Genomic DNA, 14,759 nt, shown 5'->3' on the forward strand with positions numbered 1-14,759 from the left:
GTCGGTGACTGCGCCATTTCGTTTTCCGCGCTTTTTCGTGACGTCACCGTCGCCGTGCCCGTATCTGCCGGGCCGGCAGGAGCGGAAGGTGTTCACCGAACTCAACGGTCCGCACGCCAGCGAACTGAACGACGCGCTCGGCCGGATCGGCTTCCGCCGCAGCCAGTCGGTCGCCTATCGCCCCAGCTGCGCGGGATGTTCGGCCTGCGTCTCCGTCCGCGTGGTGGCGCCCGAGTTCAAACCCAATGCGAGCCAGCGCAAATTGATGCGCCGCCATGCCGATCTCGAGATCACCGCCTGCAATCCCTGGGCGACCGACGAACAGTTTCAGTTGCTCCGCCGCTATCTCAGCGCGCGTCATCCCGGCGGCGGGATGACGATGATGGACGACGGCGATTATGCCGACATGGTCGAGCAATCGCCGGTCAATTCGGTCGTGGTCGAATATCGCGAGCCGAGCCTGCATGGTGAGCGTGGCCGGCTGGTCGGCGCGTGCCTGACCGACCAGCAGGCCGATGGCCTGTCGATGATCTACAGCTTCTTCCTGGCCGATGAGGAAAGCCGCCCTGGGCTCGGCAATTTCATCATCATGGACCACATCTTGCGCGCCCGTGCCGCCGGCCTGCCCTATGTCTATCTCGGTTATTGGGTGAAGGGGTCGGCGCGGATGGCCTACAAGACGCGCTATCGTCCGATCGAAGTGCTCGGCCCGTCGGGCTGGTCGTTGCTCGAGGACGAGGACGCGAATTACGCGCCGCCGACGCACCCGGCCGAACAGGCGCTGGCGGTTACCGGCGAGTTCGCCTGACAGCCCTTCCCATCGGCTAAGCGCTAAGGCCTAACCCGTCCTCCGACCACCGCCGCCACGCCGTTCAGGTCGACGGCGTTCGCGACCCGCGCATGATCCTCGCCGGCGGATAGTCCGATCGCCGGATCGAACCCGATCCAGCCGATGTCGGCGACATAAGCCTCGGCCCAGAAATGCGGTGTCGCGCCGCCATCGCGGGCGAGATAGCCCGATACGCATCGCGCCGGGTAACTCAAGCGTCGGGCCGCGGCGACGAACATCCCGGCCAGCACGTCCGGACCGGAATCGTCGGCGCGGCGATGGAGCGCTACGTTGAGAAGATGCAGGCGATCGATATCGCCATCCGCTTCTTCGATCGCGTCGATCGCGAGCGCCGCCAGGTCGGGCGCCTCCGGCTGGCCGGACGATTGACGCAGAAACAGCGACGGCGGCAACGGCTCGGGATGCGCCGCGCTGAGGATGCCGCTCGACGGACCGGTGAATATCTCGCCGCCGACATGGATCTCGATCCGATCGACCGGACCGTCGGCGTAGAGCATCGTCAGGACGTTGCCGTAACCGTCACGACCGGTGCTAAGGCGAGCGTCGCAATCGAGGCCGATCCGCCAGCCGGCGACCGTCTGATCGTGACTATCCTCGGGCGTGACGCGCAACGCCAAGGTCACGCTAGATAATGAACCAGGAAAATCGACGGTGATCGTCTGATCGACCGCGATCCGCATCAGGCGAACTTGAACTGCCGGCCGATCGCGAAATGCAACTCGGCATTCTCTTCGATGAACGATTCGAGATATTGATGCAGCCCGCCCAGGATCACGTCAGCCGATCGCGTCTTCATCATGCGTGCGTGGCGGCCGCGGGCCATACGGTCGGCCTCGCCATGATGTCCGGTGCGCTTGGCGAGCAAGGACAGCAACTCGACCGTCTCCTCGACCGAGGCGGCCAGGCTGCGCGGCAGTTCGGGACGCGCGATCAGCAGATCGATGACATTGGCCGGCGCCAGGCCGTCGGAATAAAGCCAGCGATACGCGGTCACCGCCGACACTGTCTGCAGGATCGTGGTCCATTGGTCGCGGTCGACCACGCCGCCGACCGTCTCGCCCTCGGGCAGTAGAATATGGTATTTGACGTCGAGCAGGCGCGCGGTGTTGTCGGCACGCTCGATCGCCTGGCCCAGCCGGATGAACCAGGTCGTCTGGTTGCGCAGCATGCGGTGGATCGCGCCCTCGAACCCGCGTGTTTCCGCCTTGACCGCCTCGGCCAGGTTCAGTGTCGCGGTGGCGCCGCCGGGCGACGAGCGGCTGTCGAACAACAGCCAGGCGCGATTGATCCCGGTCCAGGCGTCGCGGGTCAGCGCGGTGCGCACCGCGCGCGCATTGGTCCGCGCCTTGTCGAGGCATTGCATGATCGACCCGGGATGGCCGGTATCGAGCGTCAGAAAGCGCGCCACCGATTGCTGCCCGATCGTCGCGCCCGAGGCCGCGAACGCTTCCTGCGCGTCGATCACCGCCAGCGCGCTGGCCCAGGCGATTTCGCCGGCCGGACGTGGGGAGAGGACGTCGAGGCGCACGGTCGCTTCGACGAGGCGCGCGATGAAGTCCGCGCGCTCGACATAGCGACCGAGCCAGTAGAGCGACGAAGCCGTACGGGATAGCATCAGTGGCGCCCTCGCCCAATCCCAGACGCCTCCCCGGCGAAGGCCGGGGCCCAGCTTCGGCGGCTTAAGTTTGCCTGGATTGTCCTTGCCGACGAACCGCAGTGGAACTGGGCCCCGGCCTTCGCCGGGGAAGCGTTGAGGGGGGTCATGCCGCCCCTCCCTGCACCTGGAAATGCGCCGGGCCATTATCCAGCAATACGAAACTGTCCTTGGTCCCCCCGCCTTGCGAGGAATTGACCACCAGCGATCCCTCGCGCAGCGCTACCCGGGTCAGGCCGCCAGGCACGACTTGTATCCCCTTCGATCCGGTCAGCACGAACGGACGGAAATCGACATGGCGCGGCGCGAGTCCTTGCTCGACCAACGTCGGGACAGTCGACAACGCCAGCGTCGGCTGCGCGATGTAGCGATGCGGCTCGGCGATCAGGGCAGCCCGGAACCGCTCGATCTCGTCTCTCGACGCGGTCGGCCCGACCAGCATGCCGTAACCGCCCGATCCGTCGACCAGCTTCACCACCAGTTCGTCGAGATGGTCGAGCACGTAACGCAACGCCTCGGGCTCGCGGCAGCGGAAGGTCTGGACGTTGGGCAGCTTGGCTTCGGCGCCGGTATAATAGCGCACAATTTCCGGCATGTAGGAATAGATCGCCTTGTCATCGGCGATGCCGTTGCCCGGCGCGTTGAGCAACGCGACGTTCCCCGCCGCATAGGCCGCGATCAGACCCGGCACGCCCAACATCGAGTCCGGCCGGAATACCAGCGGATCGAGATAATCGTCGTCGATCCGGCGATAGATCACATCGACCTTCACCCGCCCGGCGATCGTCCGCATCCAGACGATATCATCGTCGACCACCAGGTCCGCCGCCTCGACCAGCTCAACGCCCATCGAGTCCGCGAGGAAGCTATGTTCGTAATAGGCCGAGTTGAAATGGCCCGGCGTCAGCACGACGCAGACCGGATTGCTTCCAGTGCCCTGCGGCGCGACCGATTTCATCGTCTGGAGCAGGCGGTCGGGATAGGAATCGACTGCTGCGACGCGGAATTGGCGGAACAGCTCGGGGCACAGGCGCAGCATCGCTTCGCGGTTTTCGAGCATGTAGCTGACGCCCGAGGGCGTTCGCGCGTTGTCCTCGAGCACGAAGAAATCGTCGGGTCCGGTCCGCACTAGGTCGATCCCGCAAATATGCGCCCAGATTCCGTGCGGCGGGCGCATGCCGGCGATCTCAGGCCGGAATTGCGGATTGCCGAAGATCAGGTCCTCGGGCAGCACGCCGTCCTTCAGAATGCGGCGCGCCCCGTATATGTCGTCGAGGAAAGCGTTGATCGCCTCGACCCGCTGCACCAGCCCGGCCGATAACCGCGCCCATTCGTCGGCCAGGAACACCCGCGGCACGATGTCGAACGGGATGATCCGCTCGCTGGCATCCTCATCGCCATAGACGGCGAAGGTTATGCCGAGCTGGCGGAACGTGACTTCGGCGGATTGCTGGCGGCGCTTGAGCTCGGCGGCGTCGGTGGTGTCGAGCCATTCGCCGAGCGCGGTCAATTCGGGACGAACGAGCGCAGCACCCGAAGTGCCCATGATCTCGTCAAACGCCGGCCCAATTCCCACCAAATGCCAAAGCCCCGCCAGGTGTCAGAGTTCCATGCTGCAACGGAATGCTGCGGTGCACAAGCGCCGCCGGAAATAAATGCATGCGGGGCATGCATTCCGAGAGCCAAATGAAGGCGTAGAGCAGTAAGCGCGCTGAACAAAGTTCGCCTTCAACTAAGTCCAATACGCGGCGGCGAGAGCCGTGCGTTCGGCGCCGCCAGGCGGTCGTTCATAAAGGATCGACGGCTCGCAACTCTGGCGCGCCCGTTCGTCACTTCGCAGTGCCTTTACAGCGGTACGCCAGGCAAGAGCTTCCGGATGGAAGCAGATGTACTCCCGACCCGGTCGTTGCGGGGCACAGCGATCGACTCGCCGTCGGCTGGCGGCCCTGGCACGGCGTCCGCCGACGCGAGGGCCGCACCGGACATGGAACGCGCGATCAAGCGCGGGGCGGTCGTGTTGACCTTCGACCCCTTGTTAGTAACGTGGCGCGGTCGATGCGTGCCGCTTTCGCCAACGGAAGCGCAAGTCTACGCCTATATCTGCCGCCGCGGTCGAGCGACCTATGAGGAACTGAATCAGGTATTGGCGAATAATGGCGCCAATCCTGCGACCCGCTCGCTGGTGCTGGGCCATATTCGCGGTAAGTTTCGCCAGATCGGCGCGTGTTGTCCGTTCGAACGGCTCGGAATGAATATGTTGCGTTTGCGGGTCGATCCGGATGAGCATGGTTCAACAGCGCCGGTTATTGGATTGACTGTGCCTCGCTACGTCATCGCGAGTTGATCCTGTAGCCACCTCAATGGCCGACCCGCCGACGGCACTGACGCCCGTCGTCGATCAAGCCGTGCCGTCCACCGTCGTTCATGCCATCGTCGCGGTCGTTCGTGCTGCGACACTTGCGGCCGCGGCAGTGATGACCGGACGGCGTCATCCCTCACGGAATTCGGAGGGCGCTCTCTGTCGATGATATCTCTTGCCGGCCCCCTAGCTTTCCGAGCCCGCAGGAGATGCGACGAATATTCCGCCGGAAGGCATTCGGGGGCGCTGTTCGGTCCGCCTGCCTGGCCAGATAGCCAGTGTTAGGCTTGTCAAAACTATGCGCGCCCCCCGATCCCGTCAGAACCGGATCCCTATGTGCGCTGCGCTATCGAGATTCCGGGCCCGGGACGGAGCATCGGTCGCTACCATCCCGGGCGAAAGCGGAGATGATGCGAGCGACCGCATCCGCCGATATTGTGATAGTCCCGGACGAGTCATGAACGAGCCGATGGCAAATCTGGCATCTGAATCGCAACAATCGCTGGCCGACCTGCGCCGCGCCAGCCGTTGGATCGTGCTATTCTTCTGGCTGCTGCAGTTTGTCGAACTCAGCCTGCTCAGTCTGATCGAGGGCCGTGATGCCGCGGTCAAGTCGCTCGAGCCCCGCGCGATGGTGATGGTGGTCGGCGTCATCCTCATGTTCGGCTTCGTCGAGATCGTCGCCAAGCTGGAGCGACGACCGTTCCGGACGCGTCTGATCCTCACGTCGCTATGGGCGTTGCTGTTCTGTCTCCTGGTCCTGGCAGTCAACTTCGGCATCTTCTATCTCGCCTCTGCGCGAGGGAAGGTCGGCTTCAACGCGGGCGAATATGTCTATACCGCCTTCGCCTGGTCGTGGTTTTGCCTTTCGGTCGCCGGTGCGCTGTTGGCGCTTTCCTATAATCTCGAGATGCGCAACCGCGACCACCGTCTCGCGGCGATGGAGGCGATCGCCAATCGGGCGCAGCTGGCGGCGCTGCGTTATCAGCTCAATCCGCATTTCCTGTTCAACACGCTCAATTCGATCGCGTCGCTTATTGCGACCGGCGCGCGCGATACCGCGGAGCGAATGGTCGAGGATCTCGCGGATTTCCTGCGCGCGACGCTCGAGCTCGATCCGCACCAGGATATCAGCTTGGCCCGCGAGATCGAGTTGCAGCAAATGTACCTCGCGATCGAGCAACTGCGCTTTCCCGATCGGTTGATCATCGTGATCGATGTTCCGGACGACTTGCTCGACGCCCATATTCCCGCTCTTATCACCCAGCCGCTGGTGGAGAATTGTATCCGGCATGCCGTCGCACGCAGCGTTGAACCGGTGACGGTCCGACTAACTGCGAATGCCCTTGACGGAATGCTGCTCCTGATCGTTGCCGATGACGGGCGGCCGCTGCGTGCGGCCGCCGAGGGTACGGGTGTGGGAATTGCCAATGTCGAGGCTCGCCTGCGCGCGCGGTTTGGCGACTCCCAGGCGATCATCGCCAGGCGCCCCGCGGAGGGCGGGTTCGCTGTCCATATCAATTTGCCGCTGGCACGGCCGTCGTGACCCCCGTGCGTGTCTTTATCTGTGACGACGAACCGCTCGCAATTCGCCGGCTGGAGGGGTTGCTCGCGCAGATCGACGGCGTCAGCATCGTCGGCGTCGCCGCAACCGGCCAGGATGCGGTATCCGGCATCCGTGATCTGTCGCCTGATCTCGCATTGGTGGATATCGAGATGCCTGACATGGATGGGTTCGATATCGTCGAGATGTTGGCGCGGGACCGCCCTAATGCCGACGCGCCTTTCATCGCTTTCGTCACGGCGTTCCGGCAGTTCGCGCCCGAAGCATTCGATAGCGGCGCGATCGATTTCCTGTCGAAGCCGGTGCGGTTGAGCCGCCTGGAAACAACGATCGGCCGGGCCCGAGGCGCGACCGCCGCTCGGGATGCGCGCCGGAGGCTGGCGGATCTGGAAGGGATGCTTGATGCCGCGCGCGGCAAGACGGATCCCTATGGAGAGCCCCATGTGTGGGTGCAGCGGCGTGGCGAGATGGTGCGGGTCGACCTCGCCCGGCTCGACAGGATTGCCGCAGAGGGCGCCTATGTCCGCTTGTACAGCGGCGCGCATACTTTTCTGCATCGCGCCTCGATCGGGGCCATCGAGGCGCGCCTCGACCCGGCGCGGTTCATCCGCGTTCACCGGTCGCATATTGTCCGGCTGAACCATGTCGCGTCGATCCGACGAACCTTGCACGGCGCCAGCGAGCTCCAATTGCGCGATGGCGAGCGCCTTCCGCTTGGACGGAAATATGCGAGACTGGCCCGCGGTCGGCTGTTGAGCAGGACAGGCCTCGGTTCGACGGACTCGGAAATTCGCTCGACCTGAGGACTGCCAGGCGCTCGGTTGTACAAGGCGAGGCATCGTTTGGCGCGGCCGGCGAGCTAGACGGGGAGGCGCGAGGCCTCCCCTTCCGATCATACCCGGCGCTGCACCGCCAGCGTTCAGAACTTCACATTGGCACCGAAGCGGAAATACCGCCCGATGATACCGGCCTGATGATAAGTGGGGTTGTAGTTAAGCCCGGCATAATTCGCGGCGTTGAGCGGTGCCGCGGCATCGAACGCATTCACCAGGTTGCCGTAGAAGGTGAACTTGTCGCTCACCTTCACGCTGGCGACGAAGTCGACATCGATGAAGCGTTTGACGCGACAAAATGCCGGGTCGTTGTTGTAGAGTTCGTTGGCGCAGTCGCCGGACGTACCGGGTCCGGTAGAATCATCAGCCGTTTCCTTGAACCCGCTGGTGTAATATGCGGTGCCGGTCAGCGTCAGCGCGCCCATCTCGAGGCTGTTCTGCCAGTTCCCGCGCCACTTTGGTGTGCCGGCGCCCGATGACAGCGAATAGGGGCCCTCGGTGCCCACATAGCTCGACGTGCCCGCCGCGGTCGTGAACTTGTACTGGAAGATGTCGGTCACTTCGAGCCGGCTCGTGAAGCGGATATTGTCGGCCAGTTTGAACTTGGCCTGGGCTGAAACGTCCAGTCCCGACGTCCGGATCGAGGCCGCATTGACATAAGGCGCCTCGACCACCGCCACCGTCTGTGTGCCGGTCGGGAATTCCGGGTCGCGCGCGTTCAGGATCACCGAATAGCCGGCCGGGAGCGCCGTTCCGGCATAATAGGCATTGATCGCTTGCGCATAGTCCGGACCGCCGGCGATGACGTCGGTCTTCTTGATATTGTAATAGTCGACGGTGAAGCTCAGCCACCGCACCGGCTGTAGTACGACTCCTCCCGTGAAGCTGCGCGACAATTCCGGCTTGATGTTCGGGTTCGCCACCGACAGGAGGCCCAGCGCGCCCGGGCGGACATATTGGTTGCCGCCAGTGCAGCCGCCGCCGGCCGTCGCGGTGCCGCCATGTTGAACAACGATGTTGCAGGGAATCGCGGGCGCGGTGATGAAGCCCTCGACTTGGCCGTTCGTCTCGGCGAAGCCGGGCGCGCGGAATCCCTTGCTGAACGTCCCGCGTATCGCAAGCTGTGGAATTGGAGTGAATTTCACGCCGATCTTGGGCGAGAAGTGGCCATATCCCTCGGAGTAATGGTCGTACCTGCCGGCGAGGTTGAGCTCGAGCGATTTGACGAGCGGCGCGCTCAACTCGAAATACGCGGCCTCCACCGTATGGCTGCCTTTGGCCTGGATCGGATTTGCGTTGAGCGTGTCCCCGAACGGGTTAATCGAGGGATTGAAGAGGCTTTCATAGCGCACCGATCCGCCGATGCCCAAGGCGAGCGGGCCGCCCGGCAGATCGAGCAGGTTCCGGGTGACATTTGCCTGGACCATCGCGAGCGACGAGTTCGCCGTGCTGCGAAGGGTCGGCGCGATGCGGTCGCGGACGGCCTGGGTGTTGAGCGACGGGTTGACGAAATTGTAGGAGCCATCGGCGATCGCCGCCAACAGGCCGGGCGCGTTGATGAAGCCGCTTTGCGTGATGTCGACGGTGCTGCGCATGCCGGTGAGGTCGGCGGTATATCGCCAGCCGCCGGATTCTCCGTTCACTCCGATCGCACCGCGATAGGTGCGGCTGAACGCCACGGTGCCCTGCGGGATGTCACCGAAGCGATAGAATATCTGAGCGTCGAGCCCAGAGGCGGCAAAGGGATCGTTAGGATTCAGCGCACCGTTCGTCAGGTGGGCCGGCAGGACGATATTTTGCGTGCCGGTCGAGGGGAGCGAGGTGTTGCCGACCGGAAGAATCTGCCGGATGTTCTGGGGAATGCCGGGCGTTACGACCTTATCCTGGTAATAGGTCGCAACGGCATATAGTTGAGCATTATCACCAAGCTTGCCAGTGAAGTGGGCAGTAGCGCCGAATCTTGACTGCTCCGGCGAGATGACTCCCGTCTGACCGATGATATTCTGCTCGCAGAAGCTGCCTTTCGCCGTTGTATGAGCGATCGTTCCGGCGCCGCATCCGCCCGCATTCAACACTTGATAGAGACCACCTGGAACCGCCGTGCCGTCGGCGAGCGATCCGCCTGGCAGCCGCGTCGCCGGACGGACCACTGCGCTGGTCGACGATCCGCCGCCGGTCGTGCCGGTGTTGGCGTCAACACCGCCAATCGACCTGAGGTCCGTCGTATTGTACGGGAAGCCGCGATCGGTGTTCATGATCAGGGCATCGTGCTGATATTCGACGCTGAGATACGCATTGAAGCGATCCTTCTCGAGATCGCCTATGCCCATGGTGAGCGACGCCCGGCGTTCCGCCGCGTCGCCGCGTTGCGAAATTCCGGCTTCGACGGTGCCTGAGATGCCGGTTATCTGCTTCTTGGTGATGATGTTGACGACGCCTGCCACGGCGTCGGCGCCGTACGTGGCGGAGGCTCCGTCCTTCAGAACCTCGATCCGGTCGATGATCGCATCGGGGATCGTCTGAAGATCGACGAAGCTCTTCTGTCCGTCGTCTGCGAGAGGGAAATTTGCCGCGCGAACGCCGTCGAACAGGACCAGCGTCGAATTTACGGTGAGTCCGCGCAAGGAGACGCCCGCGCCGCCATTTGCGAAGCCGGCCGAGAATGCGATCGGGATCGATCCGCTATTGTCAGCGGAAATGGAGCGCACGGCATCGGTTACGTTGTTGATACCGGCCTTGGCCAAATTGTCGGCCGTGAGGACCGTGACCGGCGAGGGGGTTTCGGCGTTCGTACGCGAGAACAAGGTGCCCGTGACGACGATGTCCGGCGTGTTGTCTTGAGGTGCGGCGTCCTGCGGCTGGACCGTCGATGCCGTCTGGCCGGAAGCCGACGCGGCGGTGGTCGCATCGCCAACAGAGGCGGTGGCCTGCGCAGCGGCGGGGAAAGCGATTAGCCAACTGGCCACGACCGAGGTCGCGAGCAATTGCGCCCGAAGCGAAGCTGTCATGAACATACCCTTTTTGTTTGTCAGCCTCTCGGGAGCTGACTCCAGGGGGGAGGACTAGCGACGCCAAATCGCAGAGAGACCGCGAAATTCATGAACAGCAGGCTGGCCAGCACAAACGGCAATAAGCGCGTCCGACTGCTCGATGATCGCGGCTCACGTTAGAGCCGTGGCGGCGGCGTCCGGCTGCGGCCCTCCAGGCTTGCGCCGCCGCCGACCGACCGAAAGCCCGCTGCCATTGTGCCATCGGAGGCGATGCGCCGCGTTCGCGATCGGCAACGCGGGTGTGGCGAAGTCGCTGTTCATTGCGCCGAAGCGGTCGTTCGTGTCTTTTCGCGAAAGAGCCTGATCGCCTGCTCGCTACGGCAGTCGTCCGCCAGTTTGATCGTGTCCAGGCTCAAACGTCTCTCCATCATGCCATTCGCGTCGCCAAGGCGGTCGCTCGCAACAACGATGGGGCTTCCCGCTGGCGCCGGCCTAAGACTCCGGTCTGACAGGGGGGCAGGCATGGCCAAATCTATCGTCTCGTCTCATGCAGCGTTTGGGGCTGAATCGAGCCAAGAGGCGCGGCGCGCTCGGACCTTTATGTCGATCGTCTGGCGGTTAGCGACATTCGGCTGCGGGATTGCTCTGCTTGGCCTTGCCGCGCTCAATCTGGCCTATCGAGATGGATTGCTGCAATGGCAGCCGTTGACGCTTGTGCCCGAAATGCGCGCCCCTATCGGCATCGCCTCGGGAGGCATTTTGCTGCTCGCCGGACTGTCGGTTCTTTCGGGCATTAGGCGATCGATCGGATTGCGGTTGGCCAGCTTCTGGATCGGGCTATGGGTGCTGGCCTTGCACCTCCCGATCTGGATCGCGACGGGCGGCGGGATTCCCGGCCTGCTCGGCGTCGCCGAATGCGCGGGGATCGCGATCGGCCTGACCGCGGCGACGGTGTCGAACCATCGCTATCTGCGCCTGTTGTCGGCGGGATTGGGCACCTGCATGCTCGTTTATGGCCTGTCGCATTTCGCTTATGCGAAATTCACCGCCCAGATGGTTCCTGCCTGGCTGCCGGCTCGTTTGGCGCTAGCTTATCTGACGGGTACGATCCATGTCGCGGCGGGCGTGCTATTGGTCGTCGGCGCTGCGCCCATCATCGCCGCTGCGATCGAGGCCGCGATGATGCTCTCCTTCGTGCTGCTGGTGCACCTGCCCGGTGTGGCGTCGGCGCCCACGAGCAGGCTGCAATGGACCATGCTTTTCATTGCACTGCTCCTGACGAGCAGCGTTGCACAGCTCGCTGCCCGATGGGCGTCAATCGGACCCGCAAAGTCCGCTTAGCGCCCTATCATCAGACGGTCGATGATGTTTGCCCTTACCCCGAAAGCGGACCTCCGTTCATGTGGGCATGGAATGTCGGAAACTGGTGGGAAGGCAACGATCGGCTTAACGGCAACCGCAGTGAAGCTGACGCTTAACCACAACGTCTGACGAACCCCGTAAGCCGTCGTTCGTTCAGAATAGGATCTGGCGTCCGAGATTGGGTCGTAAGCCGCCAGGCAGCTTATGCTCCCGACCCAGGCCGCCCCTACTTCGCGATCGCCTGCTGCTTGAGCAACTCCTTGTCGAACGCCGCCTTGGACTCCGCGACCATCTTCGGCAGCAGGTCTGGCGTCAGCCACTTTCCGCTCGCCTTGCGTCCCATCACGTCGGACAATTCGGGGTGTGCGGTCAGCACGATGTCCGCCTTCATCGCGGCGAGTCGTTTGAAGCTCGCGCGGTAATCGGCGACAATGCCCGGATAGGTCTTGTTGCCGTATAGCTTGTTGCCGGCGACCGACAGGCTGCACGGGAAGACAACACTCTTCACGCCGATCTTCAGCTTCACGGTCGTCGTCCAGGTTGTGCAGCCGCTCGTGTGTCCGGCGGTCAGCACCGCAGTCATCGTCACGCCGCCAAGCGTCACCTTGTCCCCGTCCTTCAGGCGGCGGTCGACCTTCACCGGCGGGAACGTACCGACATAATTCTGGTCGCCGAAATGCTTGCCGTTCTCGAGCGCCCAGACGTCCTGTTCCATCGCGTCGAGCTTCGCGCCGGTATCGCGCTTCATCGCGGCCAGGCCGCCGGCATGATCGAAATGGGCGTGGCTGTTGAGCAGGATCTTGATGTCGGAGATCTTGAAGCCGAGCGCCTTGATGTTCGCCTCGATCGCCGGAACATTCTCCTCCATCGTCGGATCGAGCAGGATCAGCCCCTTGGGCGTGACGATCAGATAGGATGCCAATCCCGCCGTCCCGACATAGTAGATGTTGCCGGCGATGCGGAACGGCGCCGTGGGCTGTGTCCAGGCTGGCGGATCGTCGGACGGCGCCGCCGCGGCAAGCGATAGCCCGGCTATGGCCATGCCCAGCATTCTGACGGTCATCATAATTCCTCCAGCAGAGACGGGCTCAATACCTGCGGCAATATGCGCGGCTCGCCGCCGCCGGCGGGATAATAAATGTAGAGCGGCACGCCCGCACGATTATGCGCTTCGATGAAGCGGCCGAGCACCGGATCGCCGTTTGTCCAGTCGCCGACCAGCACCGCGACATTCTTTGCCTTGAACGAGGCGTGGACGGCGTCGGTGTCGATCGCGACGCGTTCGTTGACCTTGCAGGTCAGGCACCAATCGGCGGTGAAATAGGCGAAGACCGGCCGCCCCTGCGCGCGCAATTGCGCGAGCCGCGCCTCGCTGAATTTCTCCTCGCCCGCGGCTACGGCATTCGCCCCGGCCGGATGCGCGCGGACCAGCCAGAACCCGCCGGCAGCGATGATCAACATCAGCACAAGCGGCACGGTGCCGAATCCCAAGCCCTTCGCCTGGCGGCGCCCGGCCACCCAGAAAACGATCGCCGTACCCAGGGACAGGAGCAGTGCCAGCGCCATGCCGTCGACCCCCGCCTGTTTGCCCAGCACCCAGGCGAGCGCCACCGCGGTCACCCACATCGGAATCGACAGGATGCGGCGCAGCGTATCCATCCAGGCGCCCGGTTTGGGCAGCCGCTTGCGCAGCGCCGGCACGTAGCCGAGCAACAGGAATGGCAGTGAGAGCCCCAGTCCCAGGCCTGCAAATACCGCCAGCGCAGCGGGCCAGGGCAGGACCAATGCCGCGCCAAGCGACGCAGCCATGAACGGCCCGGTGCACGGCGTGGCCACGAACGCGGCGAGCGCGCCGGTGACGAACGCGCCGCCGGCACTACCAGTTCGGTTGACGAAAGCGGGAACGGGCACTTCGAACAGGCCGGCGAAATTGAGCGCGATCGCGACGGCGAGCAGCAACAGCAACATGACGACGCGCGGATCCTGCAACTGGAACGCCCAGCCCACCGCGCTGCCACCGGCCCGGAGCGCCAGGATCGCCGCGCCGAGCGCCAGGCAGACGGCGATGGCACCGCCGGTATAGGCCAACGCCTCGTGTCGCGCGGCGCGCTCGTCGCCACCGGCGCGCGCCAGGCTCAGCGCCTTGAGGCTCAGGATGGGGAACACGCAGGGCATGACGTTGAGGATCAGCCCGCCCAGCACTGCGCCGAGAAATGCGAGCAAGGCGGTGGTCCAGCCGCCGGCGGCCGAAGCAGCCGGAGCCGGCACGACACCGCGATCGGCCGTCAGCGCGAGGGCATGGCCATCGACGTTCAGCACCCCCTCGATTGGACCGGGCGAGCCCTTGCCCTTGGTGGTGATGACCAGGCGATCGCCATCGCGCGCCACCTTTTGCGGCTCGGCATAATCGATCGCATCGGCAGTGATCGGGTAGAAATAGGCTCCCTTCCCCGCCGCGCTCGCGGGATAAGGGATGGCGATCCGCAATGCGCCGCCTTGCGCCTGGTAGGTCGCCGGCGATCCCAGCGGCTGCGGCAGCGCGCGCAACCATTGCGCGAATTGCGCCGCGCGCGCCGGATCGGGCTGCCCGCCGCCGACAGTCAGAACCGTCGAGAGGTCAGCCTGCTCGGGAACGCACAGGGTCTTGGTGCAGACGAGATATTGCAGGTGGAGCTTGATCGGCAGCGAGCTTCCGGCAGCCAGGCCCTTGGGCACGGTCAGCGGCACGATCACCGCATAAGGCTGCTCGAACACATAGTTCATCAACCCGGCGACAATGAGTTGCTGCGGCGCCGGATAGCGCGGGTCGCCCGCGGCCAAGCCGTTGGGCAAGGTCCAGGAGAATTTCGCCGGAAATCCCGCATCGCCCGGATTTTGCCAGTAACCGTGCCAGCCCGGCTGCGGCCGCGTGTCGAGCGCGAGATTGATCGTGCTGCCCGCTTTGGGCGTGCTCGTTTCGGCGACGAGCTCGATCTTCAGATGCGGCGGCGGGTCGTTCGCCGGATCGCCCTGCGCGGACGCCGGCACGGCCCAGGCGAAGATCGCCAGGATCATCGTCAGCATCATTGTCATCGGAACGAAACCGAAAGCGCGCATGCGACCTCTTGTACCTGACCCGTCCGCCCCTTAGCGGTCCTTCATCACCTA

11 protein-coding genes are annotated in these 14,759 nt (G+C 64.1%); 5 read left to right on the top strand and 6 right to left on the bottom strand.

The annotated features are described in order from the left end of the window. Positions 1-4: 4 nt before the first annotated feature. Positions 5-808, top strand: coding sequence for an arginyltransferase (locus SPR01S_RS11260; RefSeq protein ID WP_066589556.1), 804 nt, complete (start codon positions 5-7; stop codon positions 806-808). Between the two features lie 23 nt (positions 809-831). On the opposite strand, the gene SPR01S_RS11265 is transcribed toward SPR01S_RS11260, so the two are convergent. From SPR01S_RS11265 to SPR01S_RS11275, 3 genes are all read right to left on the bottom strand, one after another. Then, the gene (locus tag SPR01S_RS11265; RefSeq protein ID WP_066589559.1) at positions 832-1,530 is read right to left on the bottom strand and encodes a transglutaminase family protein; all 699 of its coding nucleotides are present in this window, start codon (positions 1,528-1,530) and stop codon (positions 832-834) included. Next, complete coding sequence (locus SPR01S_RS11270; RefSeq protein WP_066589562.1) at positions 1,530-2,465, bottom strand: alpha-E domain-containing protein; 936 nt, start codon at positions 2,463-2,465, stop codon at positions 1,530-1,532. Before SPR01S_RS11270 ends, SPR01S_RS11265 begins: the two co-directional genes overlap by 1 nt. Before the next feature lie 145 nt (positions 2,466-2,610). After that, entirely contained in the window at positions 2,611-4,050 is a 1,440-nt protein-coding gene (locus SPR01S_RS11275; protein ID WP_174531889.1) for a circularly permuted type 2 ATP-grasp protein, read from the bottom strand. A 438-nt stretch (positions 4,051-4,488) separates the two neighbouring features. Between SPR01S_RS11275 and SPR01S_RS11280 the strand changes: the two genes are divergently transcribed. The 3 genes from SPR01S_RS11280 to SPR01S_RS11290 all read left to right on the top strand — a co-directional run bounded on the left by SPR01S_RS11280 (position 4,489) and on the right by SPR01S_RS11290 (position 7,230). Continuing rightward, the gene (locus SPR01S_RS11280; RefSeq protein WP_066589568.1) at positions 4,489-4,848 is read left to right on the top strand and encodes a hypothetical protein; all 360 of its coding nucleotides are present in this window, start codon (positions 4,489-4,491) and stop codon (positions 4,846-4,848) included. 484 nt (positions 4,849-5,332) lie between these two features. Continuing rightward, positions 5,333-6,409 (top strand): sensor histidine kinase, encoded by a 1,077-nt coding sequence (locus tag SPR01S_RS11285; RefSeq protein ID WP_218016743.1) that lies wholly within the window; start codon positions 5,333-5,335, stop codon positions 6,407-6,409. Then, on the top strand, positions 6,406-7,230 hold the full coding sequence (locus SPR01S_RS11290) for a LytR/AlgR family response regulator transcription factor (protein ID WP_084251121.1): 825 nt from the start codon (positions 6,406-6,408) through the stop codon (positions 7,228-7,230). The genes SPR01S_RS11285 and SPR01S_RS11290 overlap by 4 nt, the downstream gene beginning before the upstream one ends. Before the next feature lie 116 nt (positions 7,231-7,346). Here SPR01S_RS11290 and SPR01S_RS11295 read toward each other — a convergent pair whose 3' ends face one another. Beyond that, positions 7,347-10,268 carry a TonB-dependent receptor domain-containing protein gene (locus tag SPR01S_RS11295; RefSeq protein WP_245661963.1) on the bottom strand — a complete coding sequence of 974 codons (2,922 nt, stop codon included), beginning with the start codon at positions 10,266-10,268 and terminating at the stop codon, positions 7,347-7,349. Positions 10,269-10,772: 504 nt separating this feature from the next. On the opposite strand from SPR01S_RS11295, the gene SPR01S_RS11305 reads away from it, so the two are divergent. Next, on the top strand, positions 10,773-11,591 hold the full coding sequence (locus SPR01S_RS11305) for a DoxX-related protein (protein ID WP_169803422.1): 819 nt from the start codon (positions 10,773-10,775) through the stop codon (positions 11,589-11,591). A 247-nt stretch (positions 11,592-11,838) separates the two neighbouring features. Here the strand turns inward: SPR01S_RS11305 and bla are convergent, their stop codons facing one another. Further along, positions 11,839-12,675 carry a subclass B3 metallo-beta-lactamase gene (bla, locus tag SPR01S_RS11310; protein ID WP_084251122.1) on the bottom strand — a complete coding sequence of 279 codons (837 nt, stop codon included), beginning with the start codon at positions 12,673-12,675 and terminating at the stop codon, positions 11,839-11,841. Then, on the bottom strand, positions 12,675-14,708 hold the full coding sequence (locus tag SPR01S_RS11315) for a protein-disulfide reductase DsbD family protein (RefSeq protein WP_066589584.1): 2,034 nt from the start codon (positions 14,706-14,708) through the stop codon (positions 12,675-12,677). Before SPR01S_RS11315 ends, bla begins: the two co-directional genes overlap by 1 nt. Between the last annotated feature and the right edge of the window lie 51 nt (positions 14,709-14,759).

This window comes from Sphingomonas pruni NBRC 15498 (assembly GCF_001598455.1).
Taxonomy (GTDB): Bacteria; Pseudomonadota; Alphaproteobacteria; order Sphingomonadales; family Sphingomonadaceae; genus Sphingomonas; species Sphingomonas pruni.